The organism is Pseudomonas sp. NFACC13-1 (assembly GCF_900104425.1).
In the GTDB taxonomy this organism is placed as follows: domain Bacteria; phylum Pseudomonadota; class Gammaproteobacteria; order Pseudomonadales; family Pseudomonadaceae; genus Aquipseudomonas; species Aquipseudomonas fluorescens_AA.
Genome location: NZ_FMXV01000030.1, coordinates 26,034 through 40,739, shown reverse-complemented (window position 1 = coordinate 40,739; position 14,706 = coordinate 26,034). Strand labels below are relative to the sequence as shown.

General features: G+C 61.9%; 11 protein-coding genes. 8 read left to right on the top strand and 3 right to left on the bottom strand.

Features of this window, described 5'->3' with window-relative positions; genetic code table 11:
* Positions 1 to 33: 33 nt before the first annotated feature.
* A complete protein-coding gene (locus tag BLQ55_RS26685; protein WP_003177184.1) occupies positions 34 to 438 on the bottom strand; it encodes an acyl-CoA thioesterase in 405 nt (134 codons plus the stop codon).
* A 375-nt stretch (positions 439 to 813) separates the two neighbouring features.
* Here BLQ55_RS26685 and BLQ55_RS26680 point away from each other — a divergent pair, with 375 nt between their 5' ends.
* From BLQ55_RS26680 to BLQ55_RS26645, 8 genes are all read left to right on the top strand, one after another.
* Positions 814 to 2,112 (top strand): MFS transporter, encoded by a 1,299-nt coding sequence (locus BLQ55_RS26680; RefSeq protein WP_092204886.1) that lies wholly within the window; start codon positions 814 to 816, stop codon positions 2,110 to 2,112.
* A 237-nt stretch (positions 2,113 to 2,349) separates the two neighbouring features.
* Positions 2,350 to 3,348 carry a phosphate ABC transporter substrate-binding protein PstS gene (locus BLQ55_RS26675; RefSeq protein WP_092204887.1) on the top strand — a complete coding sequence of 333 codons (999 nt, stop codon included), beginning with the start codon at positions 2,350 to 2,352 and terminating at the stop codon, positions 3,346 to 3,348.
* A 473-nt stretch (positions 3,349 to 3,821) separates the two neighbouring features.
* Positions 3,822 to 5,855: an ABC transporter permease subunit gene (locus BLQ55_RS26670; RefSeq protein ID WP_170847660.1), complete on the top strand. Its 2,034-nt coding sequence runs from the start codon at positions 3,822 to 3,824 to the stop codon at positions 5,853 to 5,855.
* 15 nt (positions 5,856 to 5,870) lie between these two features.
* Positions 5,871 to 7,541, top strand: coding sequence for a phosphate ABC transporter permease PstA (gene pstA, locus BLQ55_RS26665; RefSeq protein WP_092204889.1), 1,671 nt, complete (start codon positions 5,871 to 5,873; stop codon positions 7,539 to 7,541).
* A gap of 156 nt (positions 7,542 to 7,697) precedes the next feature.
* Complete coding sequence (gene pstB, locus BLQ55_RS26660) at positions 7,698 to 8,531, top strand: phosphate ABC transporter ATP-binding protein PstB (protein WP_058544183.1); 834 nt, start codon at positions 7,698 to 7,700, stop codon at positions 8,529 to 8,531.
* Between the two features lie 97 nt (positions 8,532 to 8,628).
* A complete protein-coding gene (phoU, locus tag BLQ55_RS26655; protein WP_060739809.1) occupies positions 8,629 to 9,390 on the top strand; it encodes a phosphate signaling complex protein PhoU in 762 nt (253 codons plus the stop codon).
* A 169-nt stretch (positions 9,391 to 9,559) separates the two neighbouring features.
* Positions 9,560 to 10,507: a response regulator gene (locus BLQ55_RS26650; RefSeq protein WP_092204890.1), complete on the top strand. Its 948-nt coding sequence runs from the start codon at positions 9,560 to 9,562 to the stop codon at positions 10,505 to 10,507.
* 219 nt (positions 10,508 to 10,726) lie between these two features.
* The gene (locus tag BLQ55_RS26645) at positions 10,727 to 11,623 is read left to right on the top strand and encodes a peptidoglycan DD-metalloendopeptidase family protein (RefSeq protein WP_092258312.1); all 897 of its coding nucleotides are present in this window, start codon (positions 10,727 to 10,729) and stop codon (positions 11,621 to 11,623) included.
* A gap of 270 nt (positions 11,624 to 11,893) precedes the next feature.
* On the opposite strand, the gene BLQ55_RS26640 is transcribed toward BLQ55_RS26645, so the two are convergent.
* Both BLQ55_RS26640 and phoR read right to left on the bottom strand, forming a co-directional pair.
* Entirely contained in the window at positions 11,894 to 13,234 is a 1,341-nt protein-coding gene (locus BLQ55_RS26640; protein ID WP_014335895.1) for a hemolysin family protein, read from the bottom strand.
* A 113-nt stretch (positions 13,235 to 13,347) separates the two neighbouring features.
* Complete coding sequence (gene phoR, locus BLQ55_RS26635; RefSeq protein ID WP_256326652.1) at positions 13,348 to 14,634, bottom strand: phosphate regulon sensor histidine kinase PhoR; 1,287 nt, start codon at positions 14,632 to 14,634, stop codon at positions 13,348 to 13,350.
* Between the last annotated feature and the right edge of the window lie 72 nt (positions 14,635 to 14,706).

Here is a 14,706-nt window from a genome sequence, read left to right as displayed (position 1 = left end):
GGACTGCAATGGACCGCAAAACGGCCGCCGTGTTTAACGGGCGCGCGGCGGAACCGAGCGGGTACGACCGCTGCCGTCGATGGCGACAAAGACAAAGACCGCCTCGGTCACCTTGCGCCATTCACTGGACAGCGGGTCGTCGCTCCAGACTTCGACCATCATCTGGATCGAGCTGCGGCCGATTTCCAGCGCCTGGGTATAAAAGGAAAGCTGCGCACCCACCGCCACCGGCACCAGGAACGCCATGCGATCGATCGCCACGGTGGCCACGCGTCCGCCGGCCACCTTGCTGGCCATGGCGGTGCCGGCCAGGTCCATCTGGGACACCAGCCAGCCACCGAAAATATCGCCGAAGCCGTTGGTCTCGCGAGGGAGTGCGGTGATTTGCAGGGCCAGGTCGCCTTGCGGGATTGGATCTTCTTGTTCGAGCTCTATCATGCCGGGGGGCCTCTGACCCGTAACGCTGTCTGGTACTTCAGGTGAATAGCCGTCTTTGAAAAAAACGATTCAGCCCGAACATACTGCGTTCGTCACGTTTTTCGTAAAGGCGTGCCAAAGGGAAACTCTGCGAAACCGGCTGGTTCTGGTACTACGCCACCAACGACGTTTTCGCACAGCAACCCCTTACAGAGTACTGCAAGGTTGCGAGTATATCGGGCGATAGACGTCGAGACGACCACTCGGTTCTGATTTCGACTATCAAATACGCGCCTCTATGTGCTTTTTCGAACAATTTGCTATCGTGCCGGACCTGCCCAGGCCCCAACCCGTATTGCCAGGGTTGCAGAATCGACTATAAGAGAAGCCCTTGCCATGACCACTGCGCCTTCGAGCACGGCGACGCCCGCACAACCAGCGCGTCCACTGACCCGCAACGATTACAAGACCCTGTCGCTCTCAGCTTTGGGCGGTGCGCTGGAGTTCTACGATTTCATCATCTTCGTGTTCTTTGCCACCGTGGTCGGCAAATTGTTCTTCCCTGCCGAAATGCCTGAGTGGCTGCGCCTGATGCAGACCTTCGGCATTTTTGCCGCCGGTTACCTGGCCCGGCCGCTGGGCGGGATCATCATGGCCCACTTCGGCGACCTGCTGGGGCGCAAGAAAATGTTCACCCTGAGCATTTTCATGATGGCTGTGCCGACCCTGATCATGGGCCTGTTGCCCACCTATGCGCAGATCGGCATGTGGGCGCCCATCCTGCTGTTGCTGATGCGAGTGATCCAGGGCGCGGCCATCGGCGGGGAAGTGCCGGGGGCCTGGGTATTCGTTTCCGAACACGTTCCGGCGCGCCACATCGGCTATGCCTGCGGCACCCTGACCTGCGGCCTGACGGCGGGGATTCTGTTGGGTTCGCTGGTCGCCACGGCCATCAACAGCCTTTATACGCCGGTGGAAGTGGCGGATTACGCCTGGCGGATCCCGTTCCTGCTGGGCGGTGTGTTCGGTCTGTTTTCGGTGTACCTGCGCCGCTGGCTCCACGAAACCCCGGTGTTCGCCGAGCTGCAACTGCGCAAGGCCCTGGCCGAGGAAATACCGCTGCGGGCCGTGCTGCGCGATCATCGCGGCGCCATCGCGATTTCGATGCTGCTGACCTGGCTGCTGTCGGCCGGCATCATTGTGATCATCCTGATGACCCCGACGGTGTTGCAGACCGTTTACCACTTCAGCCCGACCACCGCGTTGCAGGCCAACAGCCTGGCGATCGTGTTCCTGAGCTTTGGTTGCATCGGCTCCGGCGTGCTGGCCGACCGCTTCGGCGCCGGGCGGGTATTTGTCTTTGGTAGCGGGTTGCTGCTGATCACCTCTTGGACCTTTTATCACAGCCTGTTCGACCATCCCGACTGGCTATTCCCGCTCTATGCGCTGAGCGGCCTGCTGGTGGGCACCATCGGCGCGGTGCCTTACGTCATGGTCAAGGCGTTCCCGGCCGTGGTGCGCTTCAGCGGCCTGTCGTTCTCCTACAACCTGGCCTACGCGATCTTCGGCGGGTTGACGCCGATGATCGTGACCTTGCTGTTGAAAGAGAGCCCGATGGGACCGGCGTATTACGTGGCGATCATTTGCGGGATAGGGATTGTGGTGGGCGGTTATCTCTGGAAGAAGGGGCGCTAGGTCCGAATCTTTCGCTGACTGCACGGGCTTCATCGCGAGCAAGCTCGCTTCCACAGAGGGCTGCGTTCAGCGCAAATCCCCTGTGGGAGCGAGCTTGCTCGCGATTGGGGCGGCATGAATCATCCTGTAAAACTCAATGCTGGCCTTTCATCCAATTGTCATATTTCAGCCATAGAGTGTTCACACGGCTTACCAATACTTGGCCGACTTAACACACCTATCTGCTAGGAGTAAGGCATGAAACTGAAGCGTTTGATGGCGGCAATGACTTTTGTCGCTGCTGGCGTCGCGACTGCCAATGCGGTTGCCGCTGTTGACCCTGCGATCCCGAGCTACACCAAGACCACTGGTGTGTCGGGTAACCTCTCCAGCGTCGGCTCCGATACCCTGGCCAACCTGATGACCTTGTGGGCCGAGAACTACAAGAAAGAATACCCGAACGTAAACATCCAGATTCAGGCCGCCGGTTCCTCCACCGCGCCGCCCGCGCTCACCGAAGGCACCGCCAACCTGGGCCCGATGAGCCGCAAGATGAAGGACAACGAACTGCAGGCCTTCGAACAGAAGTACGGCTACAAGCCAACCGCTATTCCGGTTGCCGTGGACGCCCTGGCCGTATTCGTGCACAAGGACAACCCGATCCAGCACCTGACCATGGAACAGGTCGACGCGATCTTCTCGTCCACTCGTCTGTGCGGCGCCAAAGCCGATGTGAAAACCTGGGGTGACTTGGGTGTGACCGGTGACCTGGCCAACAAACCAGTGCAGTTGTTCGGTCGTAACTCGGTATCCGGCACCTACGGCTACTTCAAGGAAGAAGCCCTGTGCAAAGGCGACTACAAGCCAAACGTCAACGAACAACCAGGCTCGGCTTCGGTCGTGCAGTCGATCAGCTCTTCGCTGAACGGCATCGGTTACTCGGGCATCGGCTACAAGACCGCCAGCGTGAAGACCGTGGCCCTGGCCAAGAAGGGCAGCACTGACTTCATCGAGGACACCGAAGAAAACGCCCTGAACGGCAAGTACCCGCTGTCGCGTTTCCTCTACGTCTACGTCAACAAGGCGCCGAACAAGCCTCTGGCCCCGCTGGAAGCCGAGTTCGTGAAGCTGGTCCTGTCCAAGCAAGGCCAGGAAGTCGTGGTCAAGGACGGCTACATCCCGGTACCTGCCAAAGTCGCCGCCAAGGCACTGGCTGACCTGGGTCTGCAGGAAGGCGGCAACGTCGCCAAGCAGTAATACCTGAGCCCGGGCCAACGCCCGGGCTCTCTGTGGGGGCGGGCTTGCTCGCGAATGCGGTGGATCAGTCGGCATCCATGTCGAATGGGCTGGCCCCTTCGCGAGCAAGCCCGCTCCCACAGACACGAATTTTCCGTCCGCTGCCGCTTCTAGCTGGCGGCGGATTTGTTGCGTCACTTCACTGTCATCTTTCTGTCATACAGGATCGCTAGGGTGTGCGCATGAATGATCTGGCCAACTCCACAATGACTACGACTTCCCCTCCCAAGCGCATTGATTTCAATACGCCTGAGTTGCAACGCAAGCGTCGCATCCGCGCGCTCAAGGATCGCCTGACCCGCTGGTACGTGCTGGTCGGCGGCCTCGCCGTCCTGGCGGCCATTACGCTGATTTTCTTCTTCCTGGCCTACGTGGTGCTGCCCCTGTTCCAGGGCGCGGACCTGACCGCCAAGGACTCCATCACCCCGGCCTGGATGCAAGACGCCGGCAAACCGCTGATGATCTCCATCGAAGAACAGAACCAGGTCGCCATGCGGGTTTCCGACAAGGGCCAGGCGCTGTTTTTCGACGTCAGCAGTGGCGCCGAACTGCGCCGCGTCGACCTGCCGATCCCGGCCGGCGCCAGCGTGACCGCCATTGGCGAGGACCAGCCCGGCAGCCCATTGGTGGCGATCGGTCTGTCCAACGGCCAGGCCCTGGTGTTCCGCCACACTTATAAGGTCACCTACCCGGACGGCAAGAAAACCATCTCGCCCGCCGTCGAATACCCTTACGGCGAGACGCCGATCGCCTTGAACGAACAGGGCGCGGCCCTGGAGCATGTGAGCCTCAACGCTACGGATTCGACCCTGCTGTTGGCCGGCTCCAGCGGCGCCCAGCTGCAAGTGCTGTCGCTCACCAGCGAAGAAAACATGATGACCGGTGAAATCACCAGCGAGCGGACGCGTATCGACCTGCCGCAGATGACCGAGCCGGTGAAAAACATCTTCGTCGACCCGCGCCAGCAGTGGCTGTATGTGGTCAACGGACGTGCCCAGGCCGATGTGTTCAGCCTGCGGGACAAGAGCCTCAACGGCCGTTACAAACTGCTGGAAAACGCCGACGCCCAAGTCACCGCCGCCACCCAGTTGGTGGGCGGGATCTCGCTGATCATCGGCGACTCCAAGGGCGGCCTGGCCCAATGGTTCATGGCCCGGGATCCGGACGGTGAGCTGCGCTTCAAACAGATTCGAACCTTCCAGATGGGCAGCGCGCCTATCGTCGAGATCAGCGCCGAAGAACGCCGCAAAGGTTTCGTGGCGCTCGACGCCGCCGGCAAGCTGGGCGTGTTCCACAGCACCGCCCACCGCACCCTGCTGGTGGACCAGGTGGTTGACGGCCAGGGCCTGTTCGGCATGTCGCCACGGGCCAACCGCCTGATCGTCGAACAGGGCGGCAAGTTGCAACCGTTGACGCTGGACAACCCGCACCCGGAAGTGTCGTGGAGCGCGTTGTGGAGCAAGGTCTGGTACGAAAACTACGACGAACCTAAATATGTCTGGCAATCGACCGCCGCCAACACCGACTTCGAACCCAAGCTGAGCCTCTCGCCGCTGACCTTCGGTACCCTGAAGGCGGCGTTCTACGCGATGCTGCTGGCCGCGCCGCTGGCGGTCGCTGCAGCGATCTACACCGCCTACTTCATGGCCCCGGGCATGCGCCGCAAGGTCAAGCCGGTGATCGAGTTGATGGAGGCGATGCCGACGGTGATCCTCGGTTTCTTCGCCGGCCTGTTCCTGGCGCCGTATGTCGAAGGGCACCTGCCGGGTATCTTCAGCCTGTTGATGTTGCTGCCGATCGGCATCCTGGTCGCCGGTTTCGCCTTCAGCCGCCTGCCGGAATCCATTCGCTTGAAAGTGCCGGACGGCTGGGAAAGCGCCATGCTGATCCCGGTCATCCTGTTCGTAGGCTGGCTCTCGCTGTACATGAGCCCGTACATGGAAGCCTGGTTCTTCGGCGGCGACATGCGCATGTGGATCTCCCATGACCTGGGCATCACCTACGACCAGCGCAACGCCCTGGTGGTTGGCCTGGCGATGGGCTTCGCGGTGATCCCGAACATCTATTCCATCGCCGAAGACGCCGTGTTCAGCGTGCCGCGCGGCCTGACCCTGGGTTCCCTGGCGCTCGGTGCCACGCCTTGGCAGACCATGACCCGCGTGGTGATCCTCACCGCCAGCCCGGGCATCTTCTCGGCGCTGATGATCGGCATGGGCCGTGCGGTGGGCGAGACCATGATCGTGCTGATGGCCACCGGTAACACGCCGGTCATGGAAATGAACCTGTTCGAAGGCCTGCGCACCCTGGCGGCCAACGTGGCGGTGGAGATGCCCGAGTCGGAGGTCGGCGGCAGCCATTACCGCGTGCTGTTCCTGTCGGCCCTGGTGTTGCTGTTGTTCACCTTCGTCATGAACACCCTCGCCGAGCTGATCCGTCAGCGTCTGCGCAAGAAATATTCGTCGCTTTAAGAAAGGTAGAAGTCTGTGAAACAGAACTCCCTGAAAGGATGGTTCAAGAGCGGCGCCCCCGGCGTCTGGATCAGCGGTGGCGCGGTGTCCATCGCGGTCATCATGACCATTGGCCTGCTGGCGGTGATCGCTGTGCGCGGCCTGGGCCACTTCTGGCCGGCGGACCTGATCCACGCCAACTACAACGTGCCGGGCATGCCTGCGCACCTGGTGGTCGGCGAAGTGGTGCAGAAAGAAGAAGTGCCCCGCGAGCGCCTGAAAAGCGCCGGCCTGCCGGTGCCGGACGAAGGCCCCGAGTTCATGACCCGCGAACTGATCAAGGTCGGCAACCGAGACCTGAACGGCACTGACTTCACCTGGATCGTCGGCGATTGGCTGACCAACCAGACCACGCCGCCGGAACTGATGGCCATCGAGCGTCGTGAGTGGGGCAACTTCTACGGTTACCTGGTCAACGTCAAGGAAGGCGGCAAGGTCATCGCCGAGGGCGAAGCGGCCTGGCCGCAACTGCAGGCTCGCGTACAGCGGGTCAACCAGTTGGCCGCCGAGCTCAAGACCCTGGAAAAAGTCGACATCGGCGCCATCAACGCCGGTCTGGAGCGTATCCGCCTGCACGGTCGCAAGCTGGAGCTGGACGGCAAGCTCGACGCTTCGGCCCAGGCCGACCTGGAAAGCGAGCGTGCCGAACTCAACGCTCGCTACAAGGACATCGAAGTGCGCCTGGCCGACCTGCACGCGCAGTTCAACCGTGACAGCCTGACCGCCCGCGATGCCAACGGCAAGGAAGTGGAGATCGAAATCGGCAAAGTGGTGCACGCCTACCAGCCAAACGGCATGGGCACGTTCACCAAGCTGGGTTTCTACTTCAGCAAGGTCTGGGAATTCCTCAGCGACGACCCCCGTGAAGCCAACACCGAAGGCGGTATCTTCCCGGCGATTTTCGGCACCGTGATGATGACCCTGATCATGGCGATGATCGTGACGCCGTTCGGCGTGCTGGCGGCGGTCTACCTGCGTGAATACGCCCGCCAGGGCCCGATGACCCGCCTGATCCGCATCGCGGTGAACAACCTCGCGGGCGTTCCGGCCATTGTTTACGGCGTGTTCGGCCTGGGCTTCTTCGTCTATGTGCTAGGTGGTTCGGTCGACCGCTTGTTCTTCCCCGAGGCCTTGCCGGCGCCGACCTTCGGCACCCCGGGCCTGCTCTGGGCATCCCTGACCCTGGCGCTGCTGGCGGTGCCGGTGGTGATCGTGGCCACCGAAGAAGGCCTGGCGCGGATCCCGCGTACCGTGCGCGAAGGCTCCCTGGCCCTCGGCGCGACCAAGGCCGAGACCCTGTGGAAAATCGTCCTGCCCATGGCCAGCCCGGCGATGATGACCGGGATGATCCTCGCCGTGGCTCGTGCCGCCGGTGAAGTGGCACCGTTGATGCTGGTGGGCGTGGTGAAACTGGCCCCGTCGCTGCCGCTGGACGGTAACTACCCGTACCTGCACCTGGACCAGAAGATCATGCACCTGGGCTTCCACATCTATGACGTCGGTTTCCAGAGCCCGAACGTCGAAGCCGCGCGACCGCTGGTCTATGCCACGGCGCTGCTGCTGGTGCTGGTGATCGCTACGCTCAACCTGTCGGCCGTGTGGATCCGTAACCACCTGCGCGAGAAGTACAAGGCACTGGATAGTTGATGGTCTGTGGGAGCGAGCTTGCTCGCGAAGCTTCTGGCGGCCTCGAGGGCCCCTTCGCGAGCAAGCTCGCTCCCACACTGATCGGCGTTCACTGGAATTTCATGGGGCCGCCACACAGGCGTTCCGAACCGAATTTGTTAGCACAGGGAGCCTCCCATGCAACACGAAGCACATACACACGGCATCAACATGTCGGCCCTGGGCCGCGACAAGCAGAGCCTGGATTTGGCGCAGGAAACCGTCGCCATCGAAGTGCCCGGCCTGAGCCTGTTCTACGGCGAGAAGCAGGCCCTGTATGACGTCAGCCTGAATATCCCGAAACAGCGCGTCACCGCGTTCATCGGTCCGTCGGGCTGCGGCAAGTCAACCTTGCTGCGCACCTTCAACCGCATGAACGACCTGGTGGACGGCTGCCGCGTCGAAGGTGAAATCAACCTCTACGGCAACAACATCTACCGCAAGGGCGAAGACGTGGCCGAGCTGCGCCGTCGCGTCGGCATGGTGTTCCAGAAGCCGAACCCGTTCCCGAAAACCATCTACGAGAACGTGGTCTACGGCTTGCGCATCCAGGGTATCAACAAGAAGCGCATCCTCGACGAAGCCGTGGAATGGGCCCTCAAGGGCGCAGCGCTGTGGGACGAGGTCAAGGACCGTCTGCATGAATCGGCCCTCGGTCTGTCCGGTGGCCAGCAGCAACGTCTGGTGATCGCCCGCACCATCGCCGTGGAACCGGAAGTGCTGCTGCTCGACGAACCCTGCTCGGCCCTCGACCCGATCTCGACGCTGAAAGTCGAAGAGCTGATCTACGAGCTCAAGTCCAAGTTCACCATCGTCATCGTGACCCACAACATGCAACAGGCGGCGCGGGTTTCCGACTACACCGCGTTCATGTACATGGGCAAACTGGTGGAATTCGGCGATACCGATACGCTGTTCACCAATCCGGCGAAGAAACAGACCGAAGACTACATCACCGGTCGTTACGGCTAGTCGAGGCAACTGCATAGCCGCACTGCGCTATCAGGATCAACATTTAACTGCTTGAAGCTTGCAGCTTGAAGCTTGCAACTTTCGCGGAGCGAACAAGATGATTTCGAAGGAAGGCCTTACTCACCACATTTCCGCACAGTTCAACGCCGAGCTGGAGGAAGTGCGCAGTCACTTGCTGGCCATGGGCGGGCTGGTGGAAAAGCAGGTCAACGACGCGGTGACCGCACTGATCGAGGCCGACTCCGGCCTGGCCCAGCAGGTGCGCGAAATCGATGACCAGATCAACCAGATGGAACGCAACATCGACGAGGAGTGCCTGCGCATCCTGGCCCGTCGTCAGCCGGCTGCGTCCGACCTGCGCCTGATCATCAGCATCTCCAAGTCGGTGATCGATCTTGAGCGGATCGGCGACGAAGCCACCAAGATCGCCCGTCGTGCCATTCAGTTGTGCGAAGAAGGCGAGGCACCCCGCGGCTACGTCGAGGTTCGCCACATCGGCGACCAGGTGCGCAACATGGTCCGCGACGCACTGGACGCCTTCGCCCGCTTCGACGCCGACCTGGCGTTATCGGTGGCCCAGTACGACAAGATCATCGACCGCGAATACAAGACCGCCCTGCGCGAGCTGGCGACCTACATGATGGAAGACCCGCGTTCCATTTCCCGGGTGTTGAGCATTATCTGGGTGCTGCGTTCCCTGGAGCGTATCGGCGATCATGCGCGCAACATCTCGGAACTTGTCATCTATCTGGTGCGCGGTACCGACGTGCGCCATCTGGGGCTCAAGCGGATGAAGGAAGAAGTTCAGGGCACCCCGTCCGAAACCGCTAATGTTCCGGGCGAAACTGACGATAAGTAAGATTGCCAAGAAAAGCGCCCGGCCTTTTGGTCGGGCTTTTTTTTGGATTTTTTTTAATCCAAAGCAGCACCCCGCGAACGAAAAGTCCCGGCGTGACTGACGGTTTTTTTGGCAATATGCCATCAGTAAAAGCGGTATGCTTGCCGGGATTTTTTAGAGGTGTATCTGGATGAGTAAGGTCAGTGTGTTGGTCGTGGACGATGCTTCGTTCATTCGTGACCTGGTGAAGAAGTGCCTGCGCAACTACTTCCCGGGCGTGCGTATCGAAGACGCGGTGAACGGCAAGAAAGCCCAGGCCCTGCTGGCTCGCGAGGCATTCGATCTGGTGCTGTGCGATTGGGAAATGCCGGAAATGTCCGGCCTCGAACTGCTGACCTGGTGCCGCCAGCAGGACACCCTCAAGGGCATGCCGTTCGTGATGGTCACCAGCCGCGGCGACAAGGAAAACGTGGTCCAGGCGATCCAGGCCGGCGTTTCCGGCTACGTCAGCAAGCCGTTCACCAACGAACAGTTGCTGACCAAGGTCAAGCAGGCCCTGCACAAGGTCGGCAAGCTCGACACGCTGATGAACAGTGCCCCGACCAAGATGAACTCGGCATTCGGTAATGATTCCCTCAACGCCCTGACGGGCAATAAGGCGCCGGTAGCGGCTGTTGCTTCGGCGCCTGCGGCGAATCCGTTGGCCAAGCCGGCCGTCGCTCCCGCAGCCGCTGCTGCCCCGGCCCGTGGACTGCTCAACAGCCCACCGGTCAAGGCGCCGGTAGCCGCCGCTTCGACGACCAACCGTGGCCAAGGCCAGTTGCGCTTGTCCAGCGGCACCCAGCAATGCGTGATCAAGGCCCTGAGCCTCAAGGAAGCGCTGTTGGTGGTCAAGCGCACCGACACCCTGCCACAAGTGCTCGAAAGCGCAGTGCTGGACATGGAACAGGGCGACAACGCCGAAACTGCCCGTCTCAACGGCTATCTGCACGCCATCGTCGCCCATGAGCAGACCCCCGACAGCGAATGGCTGCAACTGACGTTCCGCTTCGTCGACAAAGACCCGCAGAAACTCGACTACATCTCCCGCCTGATCGCCCGCGGCACGGCGCAGAAACACTTCGTGCCGGGCGCCTGATTCGGCGGCGCCTTCGAGTCCGCTATCGCGAGCAAGCTCGCTCCCACAGGGGATCTTCAGTGTTCACTGGATCGAGTGTGGGAGCGGGCTTGCTCGCGATGGGGCCATAAGATCCAACACCGATCGCTGATCCAATTTTGAAACATCCGTCGACTACGCTGGTCCATCCCAGCTGCTAGGCTGCTGTGCAGGCCTTCATTTTCGACAGAACCTTTGCCCATGCTCGTGCCCCTGCTGTTTGCCTGTGGTCTTGTCCTGGCCTCCACCTCGGCCGTGGCCATGACGATCTACAAATCCACCGATGCCAATGGCGTGGTGTCCTATAGCGACCGCCCCAGCAAGGGCGCCCAGGTGTTCGTGTTCCGCGACCGCATGGTCGAACGCCTGGAGCGGCAGGTGTTTCTCGATATCAAGAAACAGAACGGCGCGGATGCGGTGTTCGTGCGCAACGACTTGTACGCGCCGGTGGAGATCGAGTTGAGTTTCGCCGGGCTGCGCAACGTCAGCGGGGCGCCGAGCCGGCCGATTCGTCGGGTGCTGCCGGCGCGCAGCAACCTGCGCCTGGCACTGCTCACGGCCACCCGGCCCGGCAGGCCGCTGGTGTATACCCCAAGGTTCGAATATTCCCTGGGCGACCCTGCAGGCGCCGCCGAGGCCTATCGGTACCCGTTGCCTTGGCGCGGCGGGCCGTTCCGGCTGAGCCAGGGGGTCAACGGCCAATACAGCCATTACGGCCCGAAGAACCGCTACGCCATGGACATCGCCATGCCTGTGGGCACGCCGATCATCGCCGCGCGGGGCGGCGTGGTCATCAAGACCGAAAACGAGCAGACCGGCCGCGGGGACGACCCCGCGGGCAACTTCGTGCGAGTGCTGCATGATGACGGCACCATGGGTGTCTACCTGCACCTGCAGAAGGGCTCGGTGAGTGTACGGGAAGGGCAGCGGGTCGGGGTGGGCACGCCGCTGGCGTTGTCGGGCAATACCGGCAACAGCTCAGGCCCGCACCTGCATTTCGTGGTGCAGCGCAATACCGGGTTGGGGCTGGTGTCGATTCCCTACCAGTTCAATCAACCGGTGGGCGACTTGCCCAATTTTGCGTTGGGCAAGCAGTAGCCTCTGCACAAGCGAAGGGGCTTTTGTGGCGAGGGAGCTTGCTCCCGCTCGGCTTTGTAGGAGCTGGCGAAGCCTGCGATCTTTTGATCTTTCGCTCCAGACTCAACGGGCAGTGGAAAGATCGCAGCCTCGCTTCGCTCGTCAACTCCTACAGACCCAGCGGGAGCAAGCTCCCTCGCCACAGAGGCTGGCTGCTCCAGGCCGAAATGCGATCCCCTGTGGGAGCGAGCTTGCTCGCGAAGGCAGCACCGCCGACCTTCAGTCAACGACTCAATCGAGCATCAACACCTTCGCCAGGATGATCTTCGGCCCTTTCATCTTCTTGATGATGATCCGCAGGCCTTCGACTTCCAGCACTTCTTCCTCTTCCGGCACGCGCTTGAGGGTTTCATAGACCAGGCCGGCCAGGGTTTCGGCTTCGATGTGGTCCAGGTCGATCCCCAGCAGGCGCTCGACCTTGAACAGCGGTGTGTCGCCGCGTACCAGCAGCTTGCCCGGCTGGTAGGCCAGGATGCCGCGTTCGGCCTTGCGGTGTTCGTCCTGGATGTCGCCCACCAGCACTTCCAGCACGTCTTCCATGGTCAGGTAGCCGATGATGTTGCCGTCGGCCTCCTCGACCAAGGCGAAGTGCGAGCCGCCCTTGCGGAACTGCTCCAGCAACTGCGACAGCGGCATGTGCCGCGACACCCGCTCCAGCGGCCGGGTCAGTTCGGCCAGGTTGAACGACTCGGGAATGTGATCCAGGGCCGCCAGTTCCAGCAGCAGGTCCTTGATGTGCAACAGGCCGACGAACTCCTGGCGCTCGCTGTCGTACACCGGGTAACGGCTGAACTTGTGGCGACGGAACATCGCCAGGATTTCCTTGAGCGGCGCGTTGAACTCCAGCGTCACCAGGTCTTCCCGGGAGTTGGCCCAGTCCACCACTTCCAGCTCGCCCATCTCCACGGCCGAGGCCAGCACGCGCATGCCCTGGTCGCTGGGGTCCTGGCCACGGCTGGAGTGCAGGATCAGTTTCAGCTCTTCGCGGCTGTAATGGTGTTCATGGTGCGGGCCGGGCTCGCCTTGGCCGGCGATGCGCAAGATGGCGTTGGCACTGGCGTTGAGCAGGTAGATCGCCGGGTACATGGCCCAGTAGAACAGGTACAGCGGCACCGCGGTCCACAGCGACAGCAGCTCGGGTTTGCGAATGGCCCAGGATTTGGGCGCCAGTTCACCGACCACGATGTGCAGGTACGAAATGATGAAGAATGCGGTGAAGAACGACACGCCCTTGATCACTTCCGGCGACTGTACGCCGACCGCGCCCAGCAACGGCTCGAGGATGTGGGCGAACGCCGGCTCGCCGACCCAGCCCAGGCCCAGGGACGCCAGGGTGATACCCAGTTGGCACGCAGACAGGTAAGCGTCGAGCTGGCTGTGGACGGTGCGCAGGATGTGCCCGCGCCAGCCGTTCTGCTCGGCAATGGCTTCGACCCGGGTCGAGCGCAGCTTGACCATGGCGAATTCGGCCGCAACGAAAAAGCCGTTGAGCAAAACCAGGATCAGAGCGAAAAGAATCATGCCGAATTCGGCGAAGAGTGTGACGAGGGACAAGCCAGGGGAAGGGTCCATGATGGGGTTTTGCGGGTTCCGAATAGTCGTGGGAATTGGAAATGGGCGCCCGAAAAGGCAGGCGCAAGTCAGTCAATGTAGCGGCTGACTCGGCGATTGCCTAGGGGGCGTGCTCAATCAGCGGGGCGGTCGAGGCGTGCGCGAACCACCTGGGCCGGGGCGAAATGGCAGGTAAAGGTGCTGCCATGGCCGGGCACGCTGCTGATTTCCATGCGGGCGCGATGGCGCAGCAGGACGTGTTTGACGATGGCCAGGCCCAGCCCGGTGCCTCCCGTGTTGGAGTTGCGGCTGGAGTCGACGCGGTAGAAGCGTTCGGTCAGGCGCGGCAGGTGCTTGCTGTCGATACCGATGCCCGAATCGCGCACGCTCAGGTGCGCGCCTTGCTCATCGCCCCACCAGCGCACATGGATCCGACCTTGCTCCGGTGTGTACTTGACCGCGTTGAACACCAGGTTGGAAAACGCACTGCGCAGTTCCGCCTCGCTGCCTTTGAGCTGCACGGCCGGGTCGGCTTCCAGAGTAATGGTCTGCTGCTTGGGGCCGGACAGTTCCTGCGCATCTTCGGCAATGGTTTGCAGCAGGTCGTCGATGGGCACTGGCTGGTTGTCCGACGGGTAGTCGGTGGCTTCCAGCTTCGCCAGCAGCAACAAGTCGTTGAGCAGGGTCTGCATGCGCCCGCTTTGCTGGTGCATCTGCTGCAAGGCCCGGGTCCAGCGCGGGTTCACCTCCTCGACGTTGTCGAGCAGGGTTTCCAGGTAACCGCAGATCACCGTCAACGGCGTGCGCAGCTCGTGGGAAACGTTGGCGATGAAATCCTTGCGCATCTGTTCCAGCTGATGGATCCGCGTGACATCGCGTACCAGCATCAAGTGCTCGTTGTTGCCGTAGCGGGTGATGTACAACTGGATGCGCAACCGATCGTTGGTGGGCGAAGGGATTTCCAGCGGCTCGGCGTAGTTGGCTTGCTCGAAATATTCCTTGAAGCGCGGATGACGCACCAGGTTGGTCACTGGCTGGCCGCTGTCCTGGGGCGTCTTGAGGCCCAGCAGGGTCTCGGCGGCGCGGTTCCACCACTCCAGGTTGCCGTCGCTGTCGAGCATGATCACCGCGTCTTTCAGCGCGGCGGTGGACTCCTGGACCCGGTCGATCACCGCCTGCAGGCGACCGCGAACGCGCTGGTCGCGCCGTTGCAGGTGGTAGATGCTGTCGAACACCTCACCCCACAGGCCATAGCCGTCGGGCGGGGCTTCGTCGGGTTGGTGCAGGCGCAGCCATTCGTGCAGGCGCAGCAATTGCTTGAGGGTCCAGGCCAGGTAAAGCCCCAGCCCGGCGGCCAGGCTCCAGCCGTAATAACCGCTGATCAGGCCGATCAGCAAACAACCGGTCACCAGCAACAACATGTGGCGAATCAGGGTGCCATGCCAGTTTTGATTCACGTGACGCGCGTCCTTGTCAGCTTGTCGGGCGGTAAG

Bases quoted from the DNA above. Each gene is read 5' to 3' on its own strand.
- BLQ55_RS26685 (WP_003177184.1), bottom strand. From the start codon at position 438: ATGATAGAGCTCGAACAAGAAGATCCAATCCCGCAAGGCGACCTGGCC.
- BLQ55_RS26680 (WP_092204886.1), top strand. From the start codon at position 814: ATGACCACTGCGCCTTCGAGCACGGCGACGCCCGCACAACCAGCGCGT.
- BLQ55_RS26675 (WP_092204887.1), top strand. From the start codon at position 2,350: ATGAAACTGAAGCGTTTGATGGCGGCAATGACTTTTGTCGCTGCTGGC.
- BLQ55_RS26670 (WP_170847660.1), top strand. From the start codon at position 3,822: ATGCAAGACGCCGGCAAACCGCTGATGATCTCCATCGAAGAACAGAAC.
- pstB (WP_058544183.1), top strand. From the start codon at position 7,698: ATGCAACACGAAGCACATACACACGGCATCAACATGTCGGCCCTGGGC.
- phoU (WP_060739809.1), top strand. From the start codon at position 8,629: ATGATTTCGAAGGAAGGCCTTACTCACCACATTTCCGCACAGTTCAAC.
- BLQ55_RS26650 (WP_092204890.1), top strand. From the start codon at position 9,560: ATGAGTAAGGTCAGTGTGTTGGTCGTGGACGATGCTTCGTTCATTCGT.
- BLQ55_RS26645 (WP_092258312.1), top strand. From the start codon at position 10,727: ATGCTCGTGCCCCTGCTGTTTGCCTGTGGTCTTGTCCTGGCCTCCACC.
- BLQ55_RS26640 (WP_014335895.1), bottom strand. From the start codon at position 13,234: ATGGACCCTTCCCCTGGCTTGTCCCTCGTCACACTCTTCGCCGAATTC.
- phoR (WP_256326652.1), bottom strand. From the start codon at position 14,634: ATGTTGTTGCTGGTGACCGGTTGTTTGCTGATCGGCCTGATCAGCGGT.